The organism is Streptomyces sp. NPDC050560 (assembly GCF_044457285.1).
Lineage (GTDB): Bacteria > Actinomycetota > Actinomycetes > Streptomycetales > Streptomycetaceae > Streptomyces.
The window spans coordinates 400,760-419,020 of sequence record NZ_JBITGT010000003.1; the positions used below are offsets into that span (position 1 = coordinate 400,760).

The 18,261-nt window shown below is 75.6% G+C and carries 14 protein-coding genes; 7 read left to right on the top strand and 7 right to left on the bottom strand.

Annotated features, from left to right (window positions below):
- The first annotated feature begins 188 nt into the window (after positions 1-188).
- Positions 189-1,361 carry a PLP-dependent cysteine synthase family protein gene (locus ACIBIW_RS09235; RefSeq protein WP_399333665.1) on the top strand — a complete coding sequence of 391 codons (1,173 nt, stop codon included), beginning with the start codon at positions 189-191 and terminating at the stop codon, positions 1,359-1,361.
- A 22-nt stretch (positions 1,362-1,383) separates the two neighbouring features.
- On the opposite strand, the gene ACIBIW_RS09240 is transcribed toward ACIBIW_RS09235, so the two are convergent.
- Entirely contained in the window at positions 1,384-2,277 is an 894-nt protein-coding gene (locus tag ACIBIW_RS09240) for a DeoR/GlpR family DNA-binding transcription regulator (protein ID WP_399333667.1), read from the bottom strand.
- A gap of 188 nt (positions 2,278-2,465) precedes the next feature.
- On the opposite strand from ACIBIW_RS09240, the gene ACIBIW_RS09245 reads away from it, so the two are divergent.
- The gene (locus tag ACIBIW_RS09245) at positions 2,466-4,997 is read left to right on the top strand and encodes a hypothetical protein (RefSeq protein WP_399333669.1); all 2,532 of its coding nucleotides are present in this window, start codon (positions 2,466-2,468) and stop codon (positions 4,995-4,997) included.
- Here ACIBIW_RS09245 and ACIBIW_RS09250 read toward each other — a convergent pair.
- The 3 genes from ACIBIW_RS09250 to ACIBIW_RS09260 all read right to left on the bottom strand — a co-directional run bounded on the left by ACIBIW_RS09250 (position 4,967) and on the right by ACIBIW_RS09260 (position 9,091).
- Complete coding sequence (locus ACIBIW_RS09250) at positions 4,967-7,381, bottom strand: right-handed parallel beta-helix repeat-containing protein (protein ID WP_399333671.1); 2,415 nt, start codon at positions 7,379-7,381, stop codon at positions 4,967-4,969. The genes ACIBIW_RS09245 and ACIBIW_RS09250 overlap by 31 nt on opposite strands.
- A gap of 127 nt (positions 7,382-7,508) precedes the next feature.
- Positions 7,509-8,123 carry a hypothetical protein gene (locus ACIBIW_RS09255; protein WP_399333673.1) on the bottom strand — a complete coding sequence of 205 codons (615 nt, stop codon included), beginning with the start codon at positions 8,121-8,123 and terminating at the stop codon, positions 7,509-7,511.
- 485 nt (positions 8,124-8,608) lie between these two features.
- The gene (locus ACIBIW_RS09260) at positions 8,609-9,091 is read right to left on the bottom strand and encodes a DUF6643 family protein (RefSeq protein WP_399333675.1); all 483 of its coding nucleotides are present in this window, start codon (positions 9,089-9,091) and stop codon (positions 8,609-8,611) included.
- 310 nt (positions 9,092-9,401) lie between these two features.
- Between ACIBIW_RS09260 and ACIBIW_RS09265 the strand changes: the two genes are divergently transcribed.
- Positions 9,402-10,718 carry a TerD family protein gene (locus ACIBIW_RS09265; RefSeq protein ID WP_399333677.1) on the top strand — a complete coding sequence of 439 codons (1,317 nt, stop codon included), beginning with the start codon at positions 9,402-9,404 and terminating at the stop codon, positions 10,716-10,718.
- Between the two features lie 8 nt (positions 10,719-10,726).
- Here ACIBIW_RS09265 and ACIBIW_RS09270 read toward each other — a convergent pair whose 3' ends face one another.
- Positions 10,727-11,989, bottom strand: coding sequence for a glycosyltransferase (locus ACIBIW_RS09270; RefSeq protein WP_399333679.1), 1,263 nt, complete (start codon positions 11,987-11,989; stop codon positions 10,727-10,729).
- A gap of 132 nt (positions 11,990-12,121) precedes the next feature.
- Here ACIBIW_RS09270 and ACIBIW_RS09275 point away from each other — a divergent pair, with 132 nt between their 5' ends.
- On the top strand, positions 12,122-12,907 hold the full coding sequence (locus ACIBIW_RS09275; RefSeq protein WP_399333681.1) for a glutamate racemase: 786 nt from the start codon (positions 12,122-12,124) through the stop codon (positions 12,905-12,907).
- A gap of 157 nt (positions 12,908-13,064) precedes the next feature.
- Positions 13,065-13,619, top strand: coding sequence for a hypothetical protein (locus ACIBIW_RS09280; RefSeq protein ID WP_399333684.1), 555 nt, complete (start codon positions 13,065-13,067; stop codon positions 13,617-13,619).
- A gap of 50 nt (positions 13,620-13,669) precedes the next feature.
- On the opposite strand, the gene ACIBIW_RS09285 is transcribed toward ACIBIW_RS09280, so the two are convergent.
- Positions 13,670-14,704 (bottom strand): O-antigen ligase family protein, encoded by a 1,035-nt coding sequence (locus tag ACIBIW_RS09285; protein WP_399333686.1) that lies wholly within the window; start codon positions 14,702-14,704, stop codon positions 13,670-13,672.
- A gap of 278 nt (positions 14,705-14,982) precedes the next feature.
- On the opposite strand from ACIBIW_RS09285, the gene lnt reads away from it, so the two are divergent.
- Positions 14,983-16,728 carry an apolipoprotein N-acyltransferase gene (gene lnt, locus ACIBIW_RS09290; protein ID WP_399333688.1) on the top strand — a complete coding sequence of 582 codons (1,746 nt, stop codon included), beginning with the start codon at positions 14,983-14,985 and terminating at the stop codon, positions 16,726-16,728.
- A gap of 27 nt (positions 16,729-16,755) precedes the next feature.
- Here lnt and ACIBIW_RS09295 read toward each other — a convergent pair whose 3' ends face one another.
- Positions 16,756-17,247: an NUDIX hydrolase gene (locus ACIBIW_RS09295; protein WP_399333690.1), complete on the bottom strand. Its 492-nt coding sequence runs from the start codon at positions 17,245-17,247 to the stop codon at positions 16,756-16,758.
- A 134-nt stretch (positions 17,248-17,381) separates the two neighbouring features.
- Between ACIBIW_RS09295 and ACIBIW_RS09300 the strand changes: the two genes are divergently transcribed.
- On the top strand, positions 17,382-18,212 hold the full coding sequence (locus ACIBIW_RS09300; protein WP_399333692.1) for a 3-hydroxybutyrate dehydrogenase: 831 nt from the start codon (positions 17,382-17,384) through the stop codon (positions 18,210-18,212).
- Positions 18,213-18,261: the final 49 nt, after the last annotated feature.

Here is an 18,261-nt window from a genome sequence, read left to right on the forward strand (position 1 = left end):
AGTCCGGGTACCCAAGAGCCCCGCGACGCATCCGCGCGCGCCCCGTACACCTCCTTCGCGACCCCCCTCGAACAGCTTTCCTTTGCACTGGTCAAAGGGTTGTTTATGCAGGTGGAACGGGGCAGAACGGCTATGCTCCGTACTGCGCGAGCGCCGCGAGGGGCGCCGTGCGACCAAGGAGCCGCGTGGTGAGCAGCACACCCAGGGGGCCGGCGCCCGACCCGGCCGGCACGCTCGACGTCGACCGCAGCGACAGCGCCTACCGCGACTGGCTGAAGGACGCCGTGCGCAAGGTGCGCGCGGACGCCAACCGCTCGGCCGACACCCATCTGCTGCGCTTCCCGCTCCCCGAGCACTGGGGCATCGACCTCTACCTGAAGGACGAGTCGACGCACCCCACCGGCAGCCTCAAACACCGCCTGGCGCGCTCCCTGTTCCTCTACGGGCTCTGCAACGGCTGGGTCCGCCCCGGCCGCCCCGTCATCGAGGCGTCGAGCGGCTCCACCGCCGTCTCGGAGGCGTACTTCGCGCAGCTCATCGGCGTCCCCTTCGTCGCGGTGATGCCGCGCACCACCAGCGCGGAGAAGTGCCGCCTGATCGAGTTCCACGGCGGGCGCTGCCACTTCGTCGACGACCCGCGCTCGATGTACGAGGAGTCGGCCGCGCTCGCGGCCCGCACCGGTGGCCACTATATGGACCAGTTCACCTACGCGGAGCGCGCCACGGACTGGCGCGGCAACAACAACATCGCCGAGTCCATCTACCGCCAGCTCGAACTCGAACGCCACCCGCACCCGGCGTGGATCGTCGCCACCGCGGGCACCGGCGGCACCTCCGCCACCCTGGCCCGCTATGTGCACTACCTCCAGTACGACACCCGTATCTGCGTCGCCGACCCGGAGAACTCCTGCTTCTTCGACGGCTGGACGAGCGGCGACGCCGACGTCGGCACCGACTGCGGCTCCCGTATCGAGGGCATCGGCAGGCCCCGTATGGAGCCCAGCTTCCTGCCCGGCGCCATCGACCGGATGATGAAGGTGCCCGACGCGGCCAGCATCGCCACCATCCGCGTACTGGAGCGGCTCACCGGGCACCGCGCGGGCGGCTCCACCGGCACCGGGCTGTGGAGCGCGCTGAAGATCGCCGCCGAGATGGTGGCGGGCGGGCGCACCGGGAGCGTGGTGACGCTGCTGTGCGACCCGGGCGACCGCTACCTCGACAAGTACTACTCGGACTCCTGGCTCGCCGCGCAGGGCATCGACATCGCCCCCTACACCGACGCCCTCGACGCCCTGCTCGCCACCGGGATCTGGCGCGACGGCCCCAGGCCGGGCGGCCGCGAGGCCCCTGCCGCGCCCTGAACTCCCCTGGCCGCGGCCCGGGTCAGCCCTCGGCGGCCGCCGGGGCGTCCTCGTCCGCACCGGCGCCCTCGTCGTCCGCGTCGACCCCCGGGGTCCCCGGGATCTCGTCCCGGCCCGCGATCACCAGGTGCCGCAACTGCTCCCCGACCTCGGCGCGCGCCTCGGGCGGCAGCCCCGCGTCCGTCACCAGGGTGTCCACCTGGGACAGGGCCGCGAACGAACTCAGGCCCACGGTGCCCCACTTGGTGTGGTCCGCGACCACCACCACCCGGCGCGCCGACTCCACGAGCCGCCTGTTGGTCTCCGCCTCCGCGAGGTTCGGCGTGGACAGGCCCGCCTCCACCGATATCCCGTGGACCCCGATGAACAGCACGTCGAAGTGGAGCGCCGCGAGCGCCCGGTCGGCCACCGGGCCCACCAGCGAGTCCGACGGGGTGCGCACCCCGCCCGTCAGCACCACCGTCGCCGCGCCCTGGCGCCGCGCGGTGCCGCGCTGCGCGCTGTGGAACACGTCGGCCACCCGCACCGAGTTGGTGACCACCGTCAGATCCGGCACGTCGAGCAGCCGGTGGGCGAGCGCGAACGTCGTGGTGCCCCCGGACAGCGCGATCGCCGTCCCGGGCGCCACCAGGCGCGCCGCGGCCAGCGCGATGTCCTCCTTGGCCGTCGGCTCAAGCTCCGACTTCGCCTCGAAACCGGGCTCGTGGGTGCTCGCCTCCACCACAGGGACCGCGCCGCCGTGCACCTTCTCCACCGCGCCCTGCCGGGCCAGCGCGTCCAGGTCCCTGCGGACCGTCATGTCGGAGACGCCGAGCTTCCTCGTCAGCTCGTTGACCCTGACCCCGCCGCGCCGTCGTACCTCGTCGAGGATCAGGGCGCGGCGCTGCTCCGCCAGGAGGTTCTGATTCTCGTTCACCGACGGCCCCGTCCTCTCGCGTGAACCCGGGCGCCGTGCCGGGACGCCGGGAATGCTCATCCTCGCACGCCACCGGCCCTGCCGCGGCACGGTGGCGGCAACCCGGCGCCCCCACCGCTCACACAGACAGGGGAGATTGCGTGAGGAGGGGTGTGGGAGGCGCGGGGAGCGGAATCCTTCCTCTGTACATGACAGCCAGGGCGGACACGATCGCGAGGCACACCGTGGAACAGGCGACCCGACCGGCGGCCGAGCGCACCACACCACCCGACCCCGCCGGGGCCGCCGAGCCCTCCGCGCCCGTCACGGAGCCCGCGCTCGAACTCCTGGTGCACGGCGTCGGCGGCACCACCCCCGAGGAGATGCTGGACGCCCCGAGCACGGTGCGCGTCACCGGCGACGAGACCGCCGCCGTCTACCGGCGCGAGTGCGACGTCGACGCCGAGAGCCGCCCGCGCGACTACCTCGACCGCCCGGTCCCCGAGGCGTACGTCTGGTGCAACCTGACGTCGGGCAACGCCTCCCGCGCCCTGTGGCTCCTGCTGCTGCCCTTCATGGTGGTCAACCTCGCACACTGGATGCGCCCCTCGGCCCGCTCCGCCCGCTCCCGCACCGTGCGCGCCCACGGCCTGCTGGTCAGGCTCGCGGGGCTGACCCTCACCGTGCTGCTCGTCGCCGCCGCCACCGAGGTCGCCCTCGACCTGCTCGCCTGGCAGTGCGCGGGCACCGGCGCCTGCTCCGACGGCAGGTCCTGGCTGCGCTTCCTGTCGCCCGACGCCTCGGGCGGCGGCTGGTGGTCCCAGCCGGGCCGCAGGCTCGCTCTCGCCGCCGCCGTGCCCGCCGCCCTCACCGCGCTGCTGTGGTACCTCGCGCACCGCACCTGGAGCGCGTACGAGTCGCAGGAGCCGCCGACCGGCGAGCGGGACCGCGCCGACTCCTCCTCCCTCGCAAGCCCCGGCTTCTGGTACGGCCGCCGCTTCGTCGCCCGGCTGCGCGCCGCGCACACCGCCGCGGGCCTGCTCACCGTCGCCGCCGCCGTCTGTGCCCCCGCCGCCCGCCACGACCGCGCCCCCGGCGGGCCCGCGGTGCTCGCGGCGCTCGGCTGGGCGCTGGAGGCCGCGCTCGTCGCGGGCGGCCTCGCCGCGGTCTGGGTGGTTTCCCGCAGGGGCCGCAGCGAGCGCCGCCTCGACCGGCGGCTCGACGGCGCGCTGCGCCTGCTGCCGCTCGCCGCCGTCGTCCTGCTCGCCGCCGCCGTGCTGTACGCGGGCTGGTCGCGCCCCGGCTGGCGCTCCGCGGGACGGCTGCCGGGCGACGCCGCCTTCGGCGCCATCGCCCTGCTCCAGGGCCTGCTGGTGATCGCGCTCGCCGTCGTCGCGCACCTGCTGTACCGCCGCTCGCCCGACCCCCGCACCGTGCTGCGCGGCCTCGGCGCCCCCGCCGTCGCCCTGCTCGCCTGCGCGCTCGGCGGCGTGATGACCGGCGGGGTGGCCCAGCGGGTCGCGGACTGGCTGGACGGCGGCGGCACCCCGGGCAGCATCGCGGGGCCGCCCGCGCTGCTCACCTGGCAGGCGTCGGTCATCCCGCCCCTGCTGCTGATCGTGGCGGTCCTCGTCGCCGTCCTCGCCGTACGCACCGGCCGCCGTACCCGGCGCGGCCTCGCGGCCGTGGCCACCGACTACCCGGGTGAGCCCCAGGACGACGCGCGCACCAGGCGCATCGCCGCCACCCGCGCCCGCGCCGCCCTCACCGACTCGGCGCCCGCCGCGGTCGGCGTCATCGCCGCCGTGACCCTGCTGTTCGGCGCGGGCGCCCTCGCCGGGGCCTGGGCCACCGGGGAGACACCGACCGCGGCCACCGACGGCGGCTGGGCGTTCGTGGCGGGGGCCGCCAGGTCCTCGCAGGCGCTGGGGTCGTGGCTGATAGGGCTCGGCTTCATCCTCTTCGTCACCTGGGGCCGCCGCGCCTACCGCGACGCCTCCGCACGCCGCACCATCGGCATCCTCTGGGACGTCGGCACCTTCTGGCCGCGTGCCGCTCACCCCTTCGCGCCGCCCTGCTACGCCGAGCGCGCGGTCCCCGACCTCACCTGGCGCATGGCCACCTGGACCGCGGCCACCGACGGCCGCCTCGTGCTGTCGGGGCACTCCCAGGGCAGCGTCCTCGCCGCCGCCGCGACCTGGCAGCTCGCCCCCGCGACCCGCCGCCGGGTCGCCCTGCTGACGTACGGCTGCCCGCTGGAACGGCTCTACGGGCGCTGGTTCCCCGCCCACTTCGGCCCCGCGGCCCTCGAAGGGCTGCACCGCGAGGCGGTCTGCTGGCGCAACCTGTACCGGGCCACCGACCCCATCGGGGGGCCCGTCAGGGTCACGGGGCCCGAGGTGGACCGGCTCCTGAAGGACCCGCTCGCCTACGGCCGCACCCCTGAACACCCGCTGCCCGCGCCGATCCTCGGCCACGGCGACTACCAGGCCGACCCGGACTTCGCCGTGGAACGCGAACACCTCCTGGCCCGGCTGCGCCCCGCCGTCCCGGGGCCGCGCCCCGAACCGGCCGGCGACCCCGTACCCGCGGAGGCCGGGAGCGCGGGCACCGCCGCCGTGGAGTCAGCCACCGCGGAGCCCGCCAGGGAGTCCACTGCGGAGCCCACGGCGGCGCCCACCGGGGCCGCCGGGCCCGACACGGGCCAGGATCAGGGCAGTTCCGGCAGGTCGTCCGGGTAGAGCAGGGTCAGGTCGTCCGTGGTCGGCTCGGGAAGCTGGGCGACCCGGCCCGCGTGCCGCTCCACCATCGCCTCGAACGTCCCGCGCGCCGCACGGCCGTTGCCGAACGCCGGGCCCTTCGGCAGCGCCTCGAAGTGCTTCAGCAGCGCCTCGTCGGTGCCGGGCCCGAGCCGGTACTCGTGCTCGTCCGCCTGCTGCTCCACGATCCGCAGCAGCTCGGGGGGCGCGTAGTCGCCGAAGGTGATGGTGCGTGAGAAACGCGACGCCACGCCGGGGTTGGCCGACAGGAAGTGCGCCATCTCCTGGGTGTAGCCGGCGACGATCACCACCACCGCCTCCCGGTGATCCTCCATCAGCTTCACCAGGGTGTCGATGGCCTCGCGCCCGAAGTCGCGCCCCGAGTCGTGCGGCGCCAGCGCGTACGCCTCGTCGATGAAGAGCACCCCGCCGCGCGCCCGCTCGAACGCCTCCTGGGTGCGGATCGCCGTCGAGCCGATGTGCTCGCCGACCAGGTCGACCCGGGACACCTCCACCAGGTGCCCCTTCTCCAGCACCCCGAGCGCCGCAAGGATCTCCCCGTACAGCCGCGCCACGGTGGTCTTGCCGGTGCCGGGGGAGCCCGTGAAGACCAGATGGCGCCTGGCCGAGGCGGCCTTGAGCCCGGCCGCCCTGCGCCGCCTGCCCACCTCGATCATGTCGGTCAGCGCCCGCACCTCGCGCTTGACGCTCTCCAGGCCCACCAGGGCGTCCAGTTCGCCGAGGACGTCCTTGGAGCTGCGCGCCGCGGGCGGCGGCTCCTCGCCCGTCCTCGGCGACGGCACCTCGCTCAGCAGGCCCGCGGTGGCGGGGGCGGTCTGTACGAGGGTCTGCCGCTCCGCGGGCGCCGCCGTCACCTCGCCGCTCTCGTCGCTTGTGCAGTCCTCCACCTGGGGGCCCTGCGCACCCGAGGCCCCTGCGGCGTCCGCGAACTCGTAGCCCCCGCGGGCACACCGCTCCGTACGGCAGCGCTTCAGCGCCGTACGGCAGCCGTCTATGACATGGAAGCCGTAGCCGCCGCTGCCGGTGACCCGGCAGCCGGTGAAGGTGCCGCGGCCGCCCGCCGACACATAGAAGCCGGCCTCCGCCGGCGAGGTCACGGTGCACCGGTCGACGGTGGGGTCGGCGCCCTTGGTGACGATCACCCCGGTCTGGGTGCCGTCCACGGTGCAGCCGAAGAGGGTGCCGCCGCTGCCGTGGTCGCGGAACCAGGCGCCGGTCGCGGCGTCCTTGATGCGGCAGTCGTCGAGCTGCGCGGTGGCGCCGTCGCTCACCGACACCGCGGTGTTGCGCACCTGCGCCAGGTCGCTGTCGACGACGTCGGCGCGCGAGCCCCGGTCGAGCACGAAGAGCGCGTCGGGCACGTCGTGCACCCGGCAGGACTCCAGGACGGCGGTGGCGCCGTCGCTGACCCACACCGCCGGGTAGTCGCCCGTACTGTCGTGGATCTCGCACTGGTTGGCGTCGACGCGGGTGCCCGGGTCCCACACCGAGAGGCCGTTGCGGCCGAAGCGGCGGACGGTGGAGCGGGTCAGCGTCAGCACCGAGCGGGAGCGCAGGTCGATCGCGTTCTCCGGGACGTCGTGGACGCGGCAGTCGGCGAGGGTGAGCACCGCGTCGGTGTCGAGGGTCAGCCCGTCGGCGGTGGTGCGGTGCACCTCGCAGTCGGTGAGGTGCACCGAGGCGCCCGAGGTCACCTGCACCCCGCTGCCCTGGATCTCGTACACCTCGCAGCCGAACGCCTCCACACCGGTGCCCTCGCCGGTGACGGTGAGCCCGGCGCCCGAGGCGTGGTGGACCCGGCAGCGCTCGAAGCGCGGCCGTGCCGCGCCGCGCACCGCCAGGCCGGCCTGCCCGGCCGCCACCACCTCGCAGTCCTCGAACACCCCGCCCGCCTCGTCGAGCACCGCGAGGCCCACGCCCGCCGGATTGTCCACGGCGCAGCGGCGCACCGTCGGGCGCGCGCCGCCGCGCACCTCGACGCCGGTCGCGGAACGGGTCACGATCCGCAGGTCGGTCAGCTCCGGGGTGCCGTCCTCGACGAGCAGCGCGGGCGCCGCCGCGTCCTGGCCCTCCACCTGGAGGTCGCGCACCACCGCTGAGGCGCGCACGGTCAGCGGCACCCCGTCGGCGGGCGCGATGCGCACCGAGCCGGGGGAGCCCTCGGGGCCGCGCAGGGTGACGGCTCGCTGCACCACGAGGTTCTCACGGTAGGTGCCGGGGGCGACGGTCAGCACGTCACCGTCGGCCGCGACCTGGAGCGCGGCGGTGAGAGACGCGTACTCGCCCGTGCGGCGCCGCCACCGCGATGTGCCGGTGTGCGTCACCTGGACCGTGCCCTGTGCCATGTGGTGCTCTGTCCCCCACCTGTGTGGTTTCGCGGGTGCCGCGAAGCGTGCCGGAAGGATGCCGGGGAGCCCGGCCGGTCCACCGTAGCGCGTACGGGGCGGGAGAGTTGGCGCGGAGCCTGGCCGGTCAGATGCCGGTGCCTGTCTTGCCCCAGTCGGGCCCGGCCTGCTGCCAGGCGCGGTCCCAACGCGCGTACCTGCGGCGCATGATGCGCCACAGCAGCAGGCGGCGTACGCCCTCCACGAGGGCCACGGCGGTGAGGGCCGCGCCGAGGCCGGTGAGGGCGGCGTGCGCCGAGGCGGTCGCGGGGGTCAGGGGGCGGGGGATGACGCGGTTCGCGTCGTCGGTCCAGAGTGTCATCGCGTCGCCCGGGCGGGGATCGCGCACGTCGGCCGGGACCCGGGCGCGGTGCTTGCCGCCGTCCGCGGACTTCCACGCGGCGAGCACCCGCCCGCCGGGGTCGCGCAGCGAGGGCGCCTCCGGGTCGGCCACCGCGGGCTGCCTGCGCTCCGGGCGCACCACCACGGCACGCACCGGGTGCCGCTGGCGCTGCTGCTGGACCACCGTGCGCTGGAAGGCGCGGTCGGACACCAGGCCGGTGACCACCCCGGCGGCGGGCGCCGCGAGCACGGCCGCAAGCAGGGTGACCAGCATCAGCCAGGCTTCCAGCAGATCCGTGGGACGGCACAGCGGATTGTGCCGCCAGCGCCTGATACCGGCGATCACTCGCACCGCCCGCACCCCCTCACCATCCTCCCCCGACGGACAGACCGCGCGGCGGAGCCCCACGGGCCCGGCCCCTCGTGGCACCCGGGAGCGCCGGACCGTTTTCCACCGCACTCGGTGAACGGCCTTGCCGGTCCTGCGGGTTCCCGGGCGGCACACATCCATGCGGTGACACACGGCACACCGGCGGGGGAGGGGAGGGGGTTCGAAGAGAGGAAGAAGGGGGCGTGGTGCGGGCGAGTCCGCCCTGCCTGATCCGGTGCGGACAGCCGTGACCTCCCGCCCGGCGTGCGCGCGGCGGCGGTCGGCACCGGAACCAGCAGAACCGACGGGAAAGCAGGAAGGACCGTCAAGGGGCGCGGCGGGGGCGGCGCGGCGCACGGGCCTCACGGCCCCGCGGTGTCAGCGGGGCGGGGGCGGGGCGGCGGCGCCGGAGCCGCGTGGGCGCGCTCACCGGGGAGGCGGCCGCCGCGTGGTGCGACCGCTCCCGGTGGCCGCGGTCAGTAGCCGCGGTAGGGGCGGTTGTACGGGTCCTCGTACGCCTGCGGGGCCGGGGGCCTCGGGGCGGCGGGGCGCATCGCCTCGTACCCGGTCGCCATCGCGGGCCGCGGCTGCGGGGGGCGCTGCTGCTGCGGCCACGGCTGCTGGGGCGGGGCGGCCTGCGGCGCCTGCTGGTAGCCGCGGGGCGGCACCGGCTGCTGCGGGATGTACGGGGGCGGGGCCTGCTGGAGCGGTGCCACGGGCGGCGCCTGCTGGTAGCCGTACGGCGGCTGCGGCGGCACCGGGGACGGCGCGGCGGGCAGCGCGGGGAGGGCCGAGGGCAGGGCCGGGAGGTGGCCGCCGGTCTCGTAAGCGGAAGGGACGCGGATCGGAGCGATCTGCGGGGTGCCCCGCTCTGCGACCAGGGAGTCGTAGATCGGAGTGTCCGGGAAGGACGGCGCGGAGTAGTAACCGCCGCCATAAGTGGAGCGGGGGGAGGTCATGGGACATAAGTTAAGCCCACGATGTGCTGGTTGGGGAGACCGATTAGAGGGTTCTTTACCGCGACCTCGTCACGCTCGCGTCACTTTACGATCCCCAATCCGAGCGAACATGGGAAAAACGGTCGCCGCGCGAAGTGCTGATCGTGTAAAGACCGGCTCCGCCAGGGCTACTTGAGAGGTGAACCGCCCCCGCCCCGAGGCGTCCCCCGGCGCCGTGTGCGGCACCCGCGGGCGTCGGGGAATAGGCTGGAGCCCGGAGCAGGAGGAAACGACGAAGAAATTCGGCCACCGGCCGAAGTGGAGCCGTGCGATGGGGGCGGACATGTCAATGTCCAAAGGTTCGAATGTTCCGGTGCCGGCACCGGCGGTCCGTGTCGAATTGACCTGGACGGCGGGACCCGGTGTGCCGGACGTGGACGCGTCCGCCCTGCTCCTGGCCTCGGGCCGGGTCAGGTCGGACGCCGACTTCGTCTTCTACAACCAGCCGGTGCACGCCTCCTCGGCCGTGCGGCACGAGGGCAAGCGCGCCGACGCCGGGCGCACCACCGACACCCTCCACGTCGACCTCGCCGCGGTGGAGGCCGGCGTCGAGCGCGTGGTGCTCGCCGCGTCCGCCGACGGCGGCACCTTCGGCCAGGTGCCGGGGCTGGGCGTGCGGGTCACCGACGCCGCCGACGGCCGGGAGATCGCCCGCTACGACAGCTCCGACGCCACCGTCGAGACCGCGTTCGTGCTCGGCGAGCTGTACCGCAGGCAGGGCGCCTGGAAGTTCCGCGCGGTCGGCCAGGGCTACGACTCGGGACTCGCGGGCCTGGCAACGGACTTCGGCATCAGCGTCGAGGAGCCCGCCCCCGCCGCGGTCGCCCCGCCCGCCGCCGCTCCGGCTCCGCCTGCTCCCGCCGTGCCGCCCGCGCCTCCGGCTGCCGCCGCACCGCCGCCCCCCTCCGCACCGCCCGCGCCCCCCGCGCCGCCCGCCGCGCCCGCGCCGGTACGGCTGACGAAGGTGACGCTCACCAAGCAGGCGCCCACGGTCTCCCTCACCAAGCAGGGCGGCACCTCGGGCACCCTCGACGTCAACCTCAACTGGGAGGTGCACAGGCAGTTCAAGGGCTGGGCCTCCAAGCTGGGCAAGGCCGTCGCCGCCCACTCCGACCTCGATCTCGACCTCTGCGCGCTCTACGAGCTGGCAGACGGCCGCAAGGGCGTCGTCCAGGCGCTCGGCAACGCCTTCGGCGCCCTCGACCGCGCCCCGTACATCCACCTCGACGGCGACGACAGGACCGGCGCGGTGCAGAGCGGCGAGAACCTCACCATCAGCCTCGACCATCGCGACAAGCTGCGCCGTGTCCTCGTCTTCGTCACCATCTACGAGGGCGCGCGCTCCTTCGCCGACCTGCACGCCACCGTCACCCTGCGGCCCCAGCACGGCGCGCCCGTGGAGTTCAGCCTCGACGAGTGCACCGTGCCGTCCACCGTGTGCGCGCTCGCACTCCTCACCAACGAGGGCGACGACCTGGTGGTCCACCGCGAGGCGCGCTATCTGGTGCCGCAGCGCGGCGTCAGCCCCCAGCGCACCGTCGACCGCGAGTACGGCTGGGGCATGAACTGGACACCGGGCCGCAAGTGACCGCGCGCTCAGGACGCGCCGGGCCCCGCCGTCCCCGCGCCCGCCGCGTCCTCTGTGCCCGCCGTGTTTCCGGCGGCCGCCGTGTCCCTCGCGTGCTGTGTGCCTCCGGCGTCCGCGTCCGGGCGCGCGTAGGTCCGCCCCTTCCAGGCCGCGCCGCGGCCCCGGTAGTGCTGCACCGCGGAGTCCACCGTCATCAGCAGGTACAGCAGCGCCGTGAACGGCAGCAGCGGCGCGAGCCACGGCGGCAGCCGGTAGTAGCGCTGCATCGGCACGAAGGTGCCCGCCATGACCAGCCACGCCGCCCCCGCCAGGGCCGCCGCCGCCGGGTCGCCCGCCGCGAGCCCCGCCACCACGCCCGCGGGCGGCACCAGGTACACGAGCGCCAGGCCCGCCACCGTGCCAAGCAGAAGCAGCGGATGGTGCCTGAGCTGGGCGTACGCGCTGCGCGACACCATCCGCCACAGGTCGTGCAGCCGCGGATAGGGCCGGACGCTGTCCACCCGCTCCGCGAGCCCGAGCCACACCCTGCCGCCCGCGGCCTTCACCGCCCGCGCGAGCGACACGTCGTCGATCACCGCCTGCCTGATCGACTCGGGCAGCCGGGCCCGCTCGGCCATCGACGTCCGCAGCAGCACACAGCCGCCCGCCGCCGCTGCCGTCCTCGACCCGGCACGCCCGATCCGGCGGAACGGGTAGAGCTGCGCGAAGAAGTACACGAACGCGGGCACCACGAGCCGCTCCCAGCAGCTCGCCACCCGCAGCCGCGCCATCAGCGACACCACGTCGTACCCGGTGGACTCGGCCGCCGCCACCAACTCCCGCAGGCTGTCACGGTCATGGGCGATGTCCGCGTCGGTCAGCAGCAGGTACCCGGGCCGCCGCTGCCGCGCCAGCTCGATGCCCTGGCGGACCGCCCACAGCTTGCCCGTCCACCCGGCGGGCGGCTCGCCGGGCGACGACACCGTCAGCGGCAGGCTCCCAGGACGCGCCGCCAGCTCTCTTGCCAGGTCGCCCGTGCCGTCCGAACTGCCGTCGTCCACCAGGAAGATCTCGGCCTGCCCCGGATAGTCCTGCGCCAGCAGCGACGGCAGGCTCAGCGGCAGCACCTCCGCCTCGTCCCGCGCCGGGACGACCACGCACACCGACGGCCACCGCGCGGGCGCCGCGCGGGGCGGCAGCCGTACGTCGGTGCGCCAGAAGAAGCCCTGGGCGAGCAGCAGCCACACCCAGGCCGCGAGGGAAACGAGACAGATCAGCGTCAGGGGACTCACGCCCCGCAGTCTGCCGTACCGCCGCCCGCCGCTTCACGGGACGCCCCGCCACGCGCGGCCGTACACGAGGAGTTCGGGCGTGCGCGGCGGCGGGCGGTGCCCGGGGTGGGCCCGGTGGCTACGCTGGGGGCCGTGAAGATCGCACTCATGGACTCCGGGATCGGGCTGCTCGCCGCCGCCGCGGCCGTACGCCGGCTCCGCCCCGACGCCGATCTCGTCCTCTCCGGGGACCCCGAGGGCATGCCCTGGGGCCCGCGCACCCCCGAGGACCTCACCCGGCGGGCGCTCGCCGTCGCCGAGGCCGCCGCCGCCCTCGCCCCCGACGTGCTGATCGTCGCCTGCAACACCGCGACCGTGCACGCCCTGCCCGCGCTGCGCGCCCGCTTCGAACCCGGCATCCCCGTCGTCGGCACGGTGCCCGCGGTGAAGCCCGCGGCGGCGGGCGGCGGCCGCATCGCCATCTGGGCCACCCCCGCCACCACCGGCAGCCCCTACCAGCGCCGCCTCATCGAGGAGCACGCCGCCGGGGTCCCGGTGACCGAGGTGCCCTGCCCCGGGCTCGCCGACGCCGTCGAGCACACCGACGCGGAGGCGGCCGGTGCCGCCATCGTCGCGGCCGCCGCGCGCACCCCCGCCGACACCACCGCCGTGGTCCTCGGCTGCACCCACTACGAACTCGTCGCCGAGCGCATCAGGGCCGCCGTCCGCCCCACCGGCACGCCCCCGCTGGTGCTGCACGGCTCGGCGGGCGCGGTCGCCGCCCAGGCGCTGCGCCGCTGCGGCGAGCAGCCCGCGCCGCAGGCGCCCGCCCGCGGCCGCCTCACGGTGCTGCACGGCGGCACGGAGGCCACGCTCGCGGCGGAGGCGCTCGCGTACCCCGAGGGGCGGCTGCTCGCCGCCGTCAGCCCCGCGCGCTGAGCCCGTGTCCCCCGGGCGGGTGACCCCGGCGGCCCGCGTGCGACGCGCTCGCGCGGTGTGCAACGGCCCCCCGGGCGCGGGGGTGTGAGGCGCGCACGGGGGCCCCGCCGTGTGTGACCCGGTGCCATCGCTCCCGAAGATGGGTACCCTCGGGTGCATGAGGCGCCATCTCCCCGGCAGGACCGGCCCCGCCGAGCCCCTGCCCGAGACCTGGAACGGCCGGGCGACGAACCGCGTGCAGTGGGTGCTCGCGGCCGCCGGGGCGGCCTGTCTCGCCCTGGGCATCGAGCTGGCCGTGGACTCCTCGTGGGCCAACCACATCCTGGCCCTGGTGATGGCCGTCGTCGGCTGTATCGCCGTCGGACTGCTGATGCTCTTCGGCACCCTCGCGTTCGTCCACGTGGCCGTGAAGCTCGACCGGGACTACGTCGAGGTCCGCTGCGGACACATCGGAGTGCCGCGCCGCCGCATCCTGCTCGCCCATGTCGTCGACGCCGACTTCGCCCCCCGGGTCACCCCACGCCAGTGGGGCGGCTGGGGCTACCGCTGGCGCCCCGGCAAGGGCACCGCCGTCGTGGTACGGCGCGGCGAGGGCCTGGTGCTCTACCTCGGCGACGGCCACCGCTTCACGGTCACCGTCGACAACGCCGAGGCCGCCGTGCGCTTCATCCGCAACCGCTGCCGCCCCGACGAGCCCACCGCCACCCTCTGACCCACGCCGCCCGGCCGCCAGTCTCAGGACTCCTGGACCACCGCCCGGCCTCAGCGCGCCGCGGGCACGTCCCCCGGGCAGGCCGCACCGCCCGCCGGGGCCGCGCCGCCCAGCGGCCGCGCGGTCGCGATGCCCGCGAGCAGCCCCGCGCCCGCCGTCACCGTGGTGAAGCTGAGCGCGTTCCCGCCCATCGCCAGCACCGCGAGCGCCGTCAGCGCCGCGCCCGCCGTCAGCACCAGCGGCGCGGGCCGCGCCGACCTCCCCAGCGCCAACAGCAGCCAGCAGAACCCGGCCCCGAGCAGCAGCACCCCCACCACCCCCTGCTCCACCGCCTGCTGGAGCAGCGCCGAGTGCGGCCTGCCGTCCCCCGGCAGCGTCCCCACCGGCACCGAGGACACCTCCCCGAACCTGCCGGGCCCGGCGCCGAGCCCCGGGTGCTCACCCGCCAGGCCCAGCGCGTCGTGCCACAGCGCCACCCGGTGCGAGCCGAGCGCCCCCGCCGCCGAGGCCGCGGGCCCCGCCGGCAGCACTCCGCCCGCCACCGCCCACACCCCGGCGCCCGCCAGGAGCGCCGCGACCCCCAGACCCACAAGACCTGAGCGCCTGCTCATCCGGGGCGCCGCGAGCGACGCGAGCACCACCACCGCAGACGCCACAAGCCCCGCGAAGGAACCGAGCGCCGCCGCCAGGCCCACCACCGCCAGCGCGAGCACCCGCAGCAGCACCCGCGTCCGCGGCCGCCGCGCCGCCCACGCGGCACAGCACGCGGCCCCTGCCGCCAGCGCCAGCACCCCCGCCGTGCCCGCCGTGTCCCCGAGCGGCGACGTCGCGTCCGGCACCCGCGCCGCGTGCGGTGTCAGCACCACAAGACCGACGCCTGCCACCGCGCCCGCCGCGGGGGCGCCCACCGGCAGCACCGCGCCGCCGATCCGCCCCGCCGCGTAGCCCGCCGCGACCGCGAGGACCGCGAGCAGCACACCCTCGGGCCTGCCGTCGTCCGCGGCGGCCGTCACCAGCGCCCAGACCGCGCAGGCGCCGAGCACCGCCACACCGGCCGCGGCGGCGCCGTCGCGTGTGTACCCCACCGGTTCTTCCGCCACCGGCACCATCCCCCATGCCCCACCCGTCGCCTCCCCGGTCCTCGCCGGGGCGGACGGCCCCCACCGCACACCGGGCCCCCTGACCCCCGACGGAGACTGCGCACACCGTAACGGCTCGGAGCCGTACTGTGGATGGGTTGTGGCGGAAAAGGTCATAAAGAGTGCACCCGGTGACGCCGCACCGCCCGGGGCCGGGCGCCGACCGCGGCTGACCGCAGGCCGGTGGCGGCTGCTCCAGGAGGGCGCGCCGTACACTCACCCGGGTGACCGCCACCGCGACCTCCCTGGAAGAGCCACCACCGGCCATGGGACCTCCCACCGCACGTCGTCGGCGCCGCGTCCCGGCCCGGCTCCTGCCCGCCGCCGTCGCCGCGGCGAGCGGGCTGCTGCTCTACGTCAGCTTCCCGCCCCGCACCCTGTGGTGGCTCGCCCTGCCTGCCTTCGCCGGGCTCGGCTGGAGCCTGCGCGGCAGGAGCTGGAAGGCGGGCGCCGGGCTCGGCTACCTCTTCGGGCTCGGCTTCCTGCTGCCGCTGCTGGTGTGGACGGGGGTCGAGGTGGGCTCGGGCCCCTGGCTCGCGCTCGTCGCCGTGGAGGCGCTGTTCGTCGCGCTGGTGGGGGCGTGCGCCGCCGTGGTGTCCCGGCTGCCCGGGTGGCCGCTGTGGGCCGCGGCGCTGTGGACCGCGGGGGAGGCGCTGCGCGCCCGGGTGCCGTTCGGCGGCTTCCCCTGGGGCAAGATCGCGTTCGGGCAGGCGGACGGGGTGTTCCTGCCGCTCGCCGCGCTCGGCGGCACCCCCGTCCTCGGCTTCGCCGTGGTCCTGTGCGGCTTCGGCCTTTACGAGGCCGTACGCCTCTTCCTTGTCGTTGTTCCACGCCGCACGGGCCGCCCCCTGCCCTGGCGCAACGGGACCGCCGACGCCGCTGAGACAGCGGAGTCGGGAGAGGCGGGGGATACGGGAGCTACGGGGGATACGGCGGAGGGGAACGAGACGGGGGAGGCTCCCGGGGTGCCCCCGCGCCGCACCGTACCGCGGGCCGCCGCGCTGACCGCGGCCCTGGCGATCGCCGTGCCGCTGGTGGCGGCGCTCGCGTCCCGCTCCCTGGTCAGCGACGCCGCGGAGGACGGCACCAGGACCGTCGCCGTGATCCAGGGCAACGTGCCGCGCGCCGGGCTCGGCTTCAACGCCCAGCGGCGCGCCGTGCTCGACTACCACGTCAAGGAGACCCTGCGCCTCGCCGACCGGGTGCGCAGGGGCGAGGTGGCCCGCCCCGACCTGGTGCTGTGGCCGGAGAACGCCTCCGACGTCGACCCCTTCACCGACCCCGACGCGCGCGCCGGGATCGAGAAGGCGGTGCGCGCGGTCGGGGCGCCGCTGTCCGTCGGCGGCGTGGTCGTGAAAAACGACGGGCGCCTCTACAACGAGCAGATCCTCTGGGACCCCGCCAAGGGCCCCGTCGACACCTACGACAAGCGGCAGATCCAGCCCTTCGGCGAGTACATCCCGCTGCGCTCGCTCGCCGAGAAGTTCACCAGCACCGTCGACATGGTCGCCCAGGACTTCTCCCGCGGCACGAAGCCCGGCGTCTTCACCATGGACGGCGCCAAGGTCGGCCTCGCCACCTGCTACGAGGCCGCGTTCGACTGGGCGGTGCGGGACACCGTCACCGACGGCGCCCAGATGATCTCGGTGCCGAGCAACAACGCCACCTTCGACCGCAGCGAGATGACCTACCAGCAACTCGCCATGTCCCGGGTGCGCGCCGTCGAGCACAGCCGCGCCGTCACCGTCCCCGTGACCAGCGGTGTCAGCGCCGTGATCAGGCCGGACGGGCGGCTCGTCGCCAAGACCGGCATGTTCACGCCCGCCTCGCTGGTGGAGAAGGTGCCGCTGCGCTCCTCGCTGACCCCCGCCACCCGGATGGGCACGGGGCCCGAGTGGTTCCTCGTCGCCCTCGCCGTCGGCGGCCTCGGCTGGGGCGTCACCGCGGCGGTACGCGCCCGGCGCGCCTGAGCCGCGGGCGGAGGCCCGGCCGGGGCGTCAGAGCAGGCTCGGGTCGGGCACGTCGGGGTCGAACCAGGTGGGCTCGGCGGCCAGGGCCCGCTCCAGCCGGAAGTGGCAGAAGTCGCCCAGCGGCGGCAGCGCGTCGAGCGCGAACCAGCCCACCTCCGTCGACTCGTCGTCGTTGACCCGGGCCTCGCCGCCCGTCGCACGGCAGCGGAAGGTGATGTCCATGAACTGGCACCGGTCCCCGTTGGGGTACTCCGTCGGCTTCAGGGTCTTCACCAGCACCACGCGCTCCGGCACACACCGCACCCCGGTCTCCTCGTGCACCTCGCGCACGGCGGTCGTGGCGGGCTGCTCGCCCGGCTCGGGGATGCCGCCCACGAGGGTCCACTCGCCGTTGTCGGCGCGCCGTACCAGCAGCACCCGGCCCGCCTCGTCGAACACGACGGCGCTCACCCCGGGCAGGAACAGCAGTTGGTGTCCCGCCGAGGCACGGAGGGCGCGAATGAAGTCCGGTGTCGCCATACGAAGATCCTAACCGGGCCCCCCGCGCGCACCCGGCGCCGCACGCTCCCCCCTCCGGCGCCCCACCGCCCCGCTCCCACCGCCGCTCCCTCGTCCCTCTGCCGCGCCGCACCCCGGCGTCCTAGAGTCGCCCCATGACCACACCGCAGCCGCCCGCCACACCCGGCAGACCCGCCTCCATCGCCTCCGCCGCCCCCATCGGCGCCTCGGACCTCGAAGGGCGCACCGCGCTGGTGACCGGGGCCGCCGGCGGTATCGGCAGGGCCTGCGCGCTGCGGCTCGCCGCCGCCGGGGCCCGGGTCAGGGCCGTGGACCGGGACGAGCCGGGGCTGCGCGCCCTCGCGGCCGACGGCGCGGGGCTGCCGGGCGGCATCGAGAAGGTCGTGCTCGACCTCACCGACCTGGACGCCGCCGAGGCGGTGGCGCCCGGCAGCGACATCCTCGTCAACAACGCGGGCATCCAACTGGTGCGCCCCATCGAGGAGTTCCCGCCCGACGTCTTCCACACCGTGCTCACGGTGATGCTGGAGGCGCCCTTCCGGCTCATCAGGGGCGCCCTGCCGCACATGTACGCGGGGGAGTGGGGCCGTATCGTCAACGTCTCGTCGGTGCACGGGCTGCGCGCCTCCGTGTTCAAGTCCGCGTACGTCGCCGCCAAGCACGGGCTCGAAGGGCTCTCCAAGACGGCGGCGCTGGAGGGCGCGGGGCGGGGCGTGACGTCCAACTGCGTGAACCCCGGCTATGTGCGCACCCCGCTGGTGGAGCGGCAGATCGCCGACCAGGCGAGGGCGCACGGCATCCCGGAGGACCGGGTGCTGTCCGAGGTGCTGCTCACGGACAGCGCCGTGAAGCGCCTGGTGGAGCCCGCCGAGGTGGCCGAGGCGGTGGCATACCTCTGCTCGCCCGCCGCGTCCTTCGTCACCGGCGCCTCACTGGTGATGGACGGCGGCTGGACCGCGCACTGACCGCCGCCGGGACGCCTCGGACGGCGGACGGGGGGTGCCCGTCCGCCGC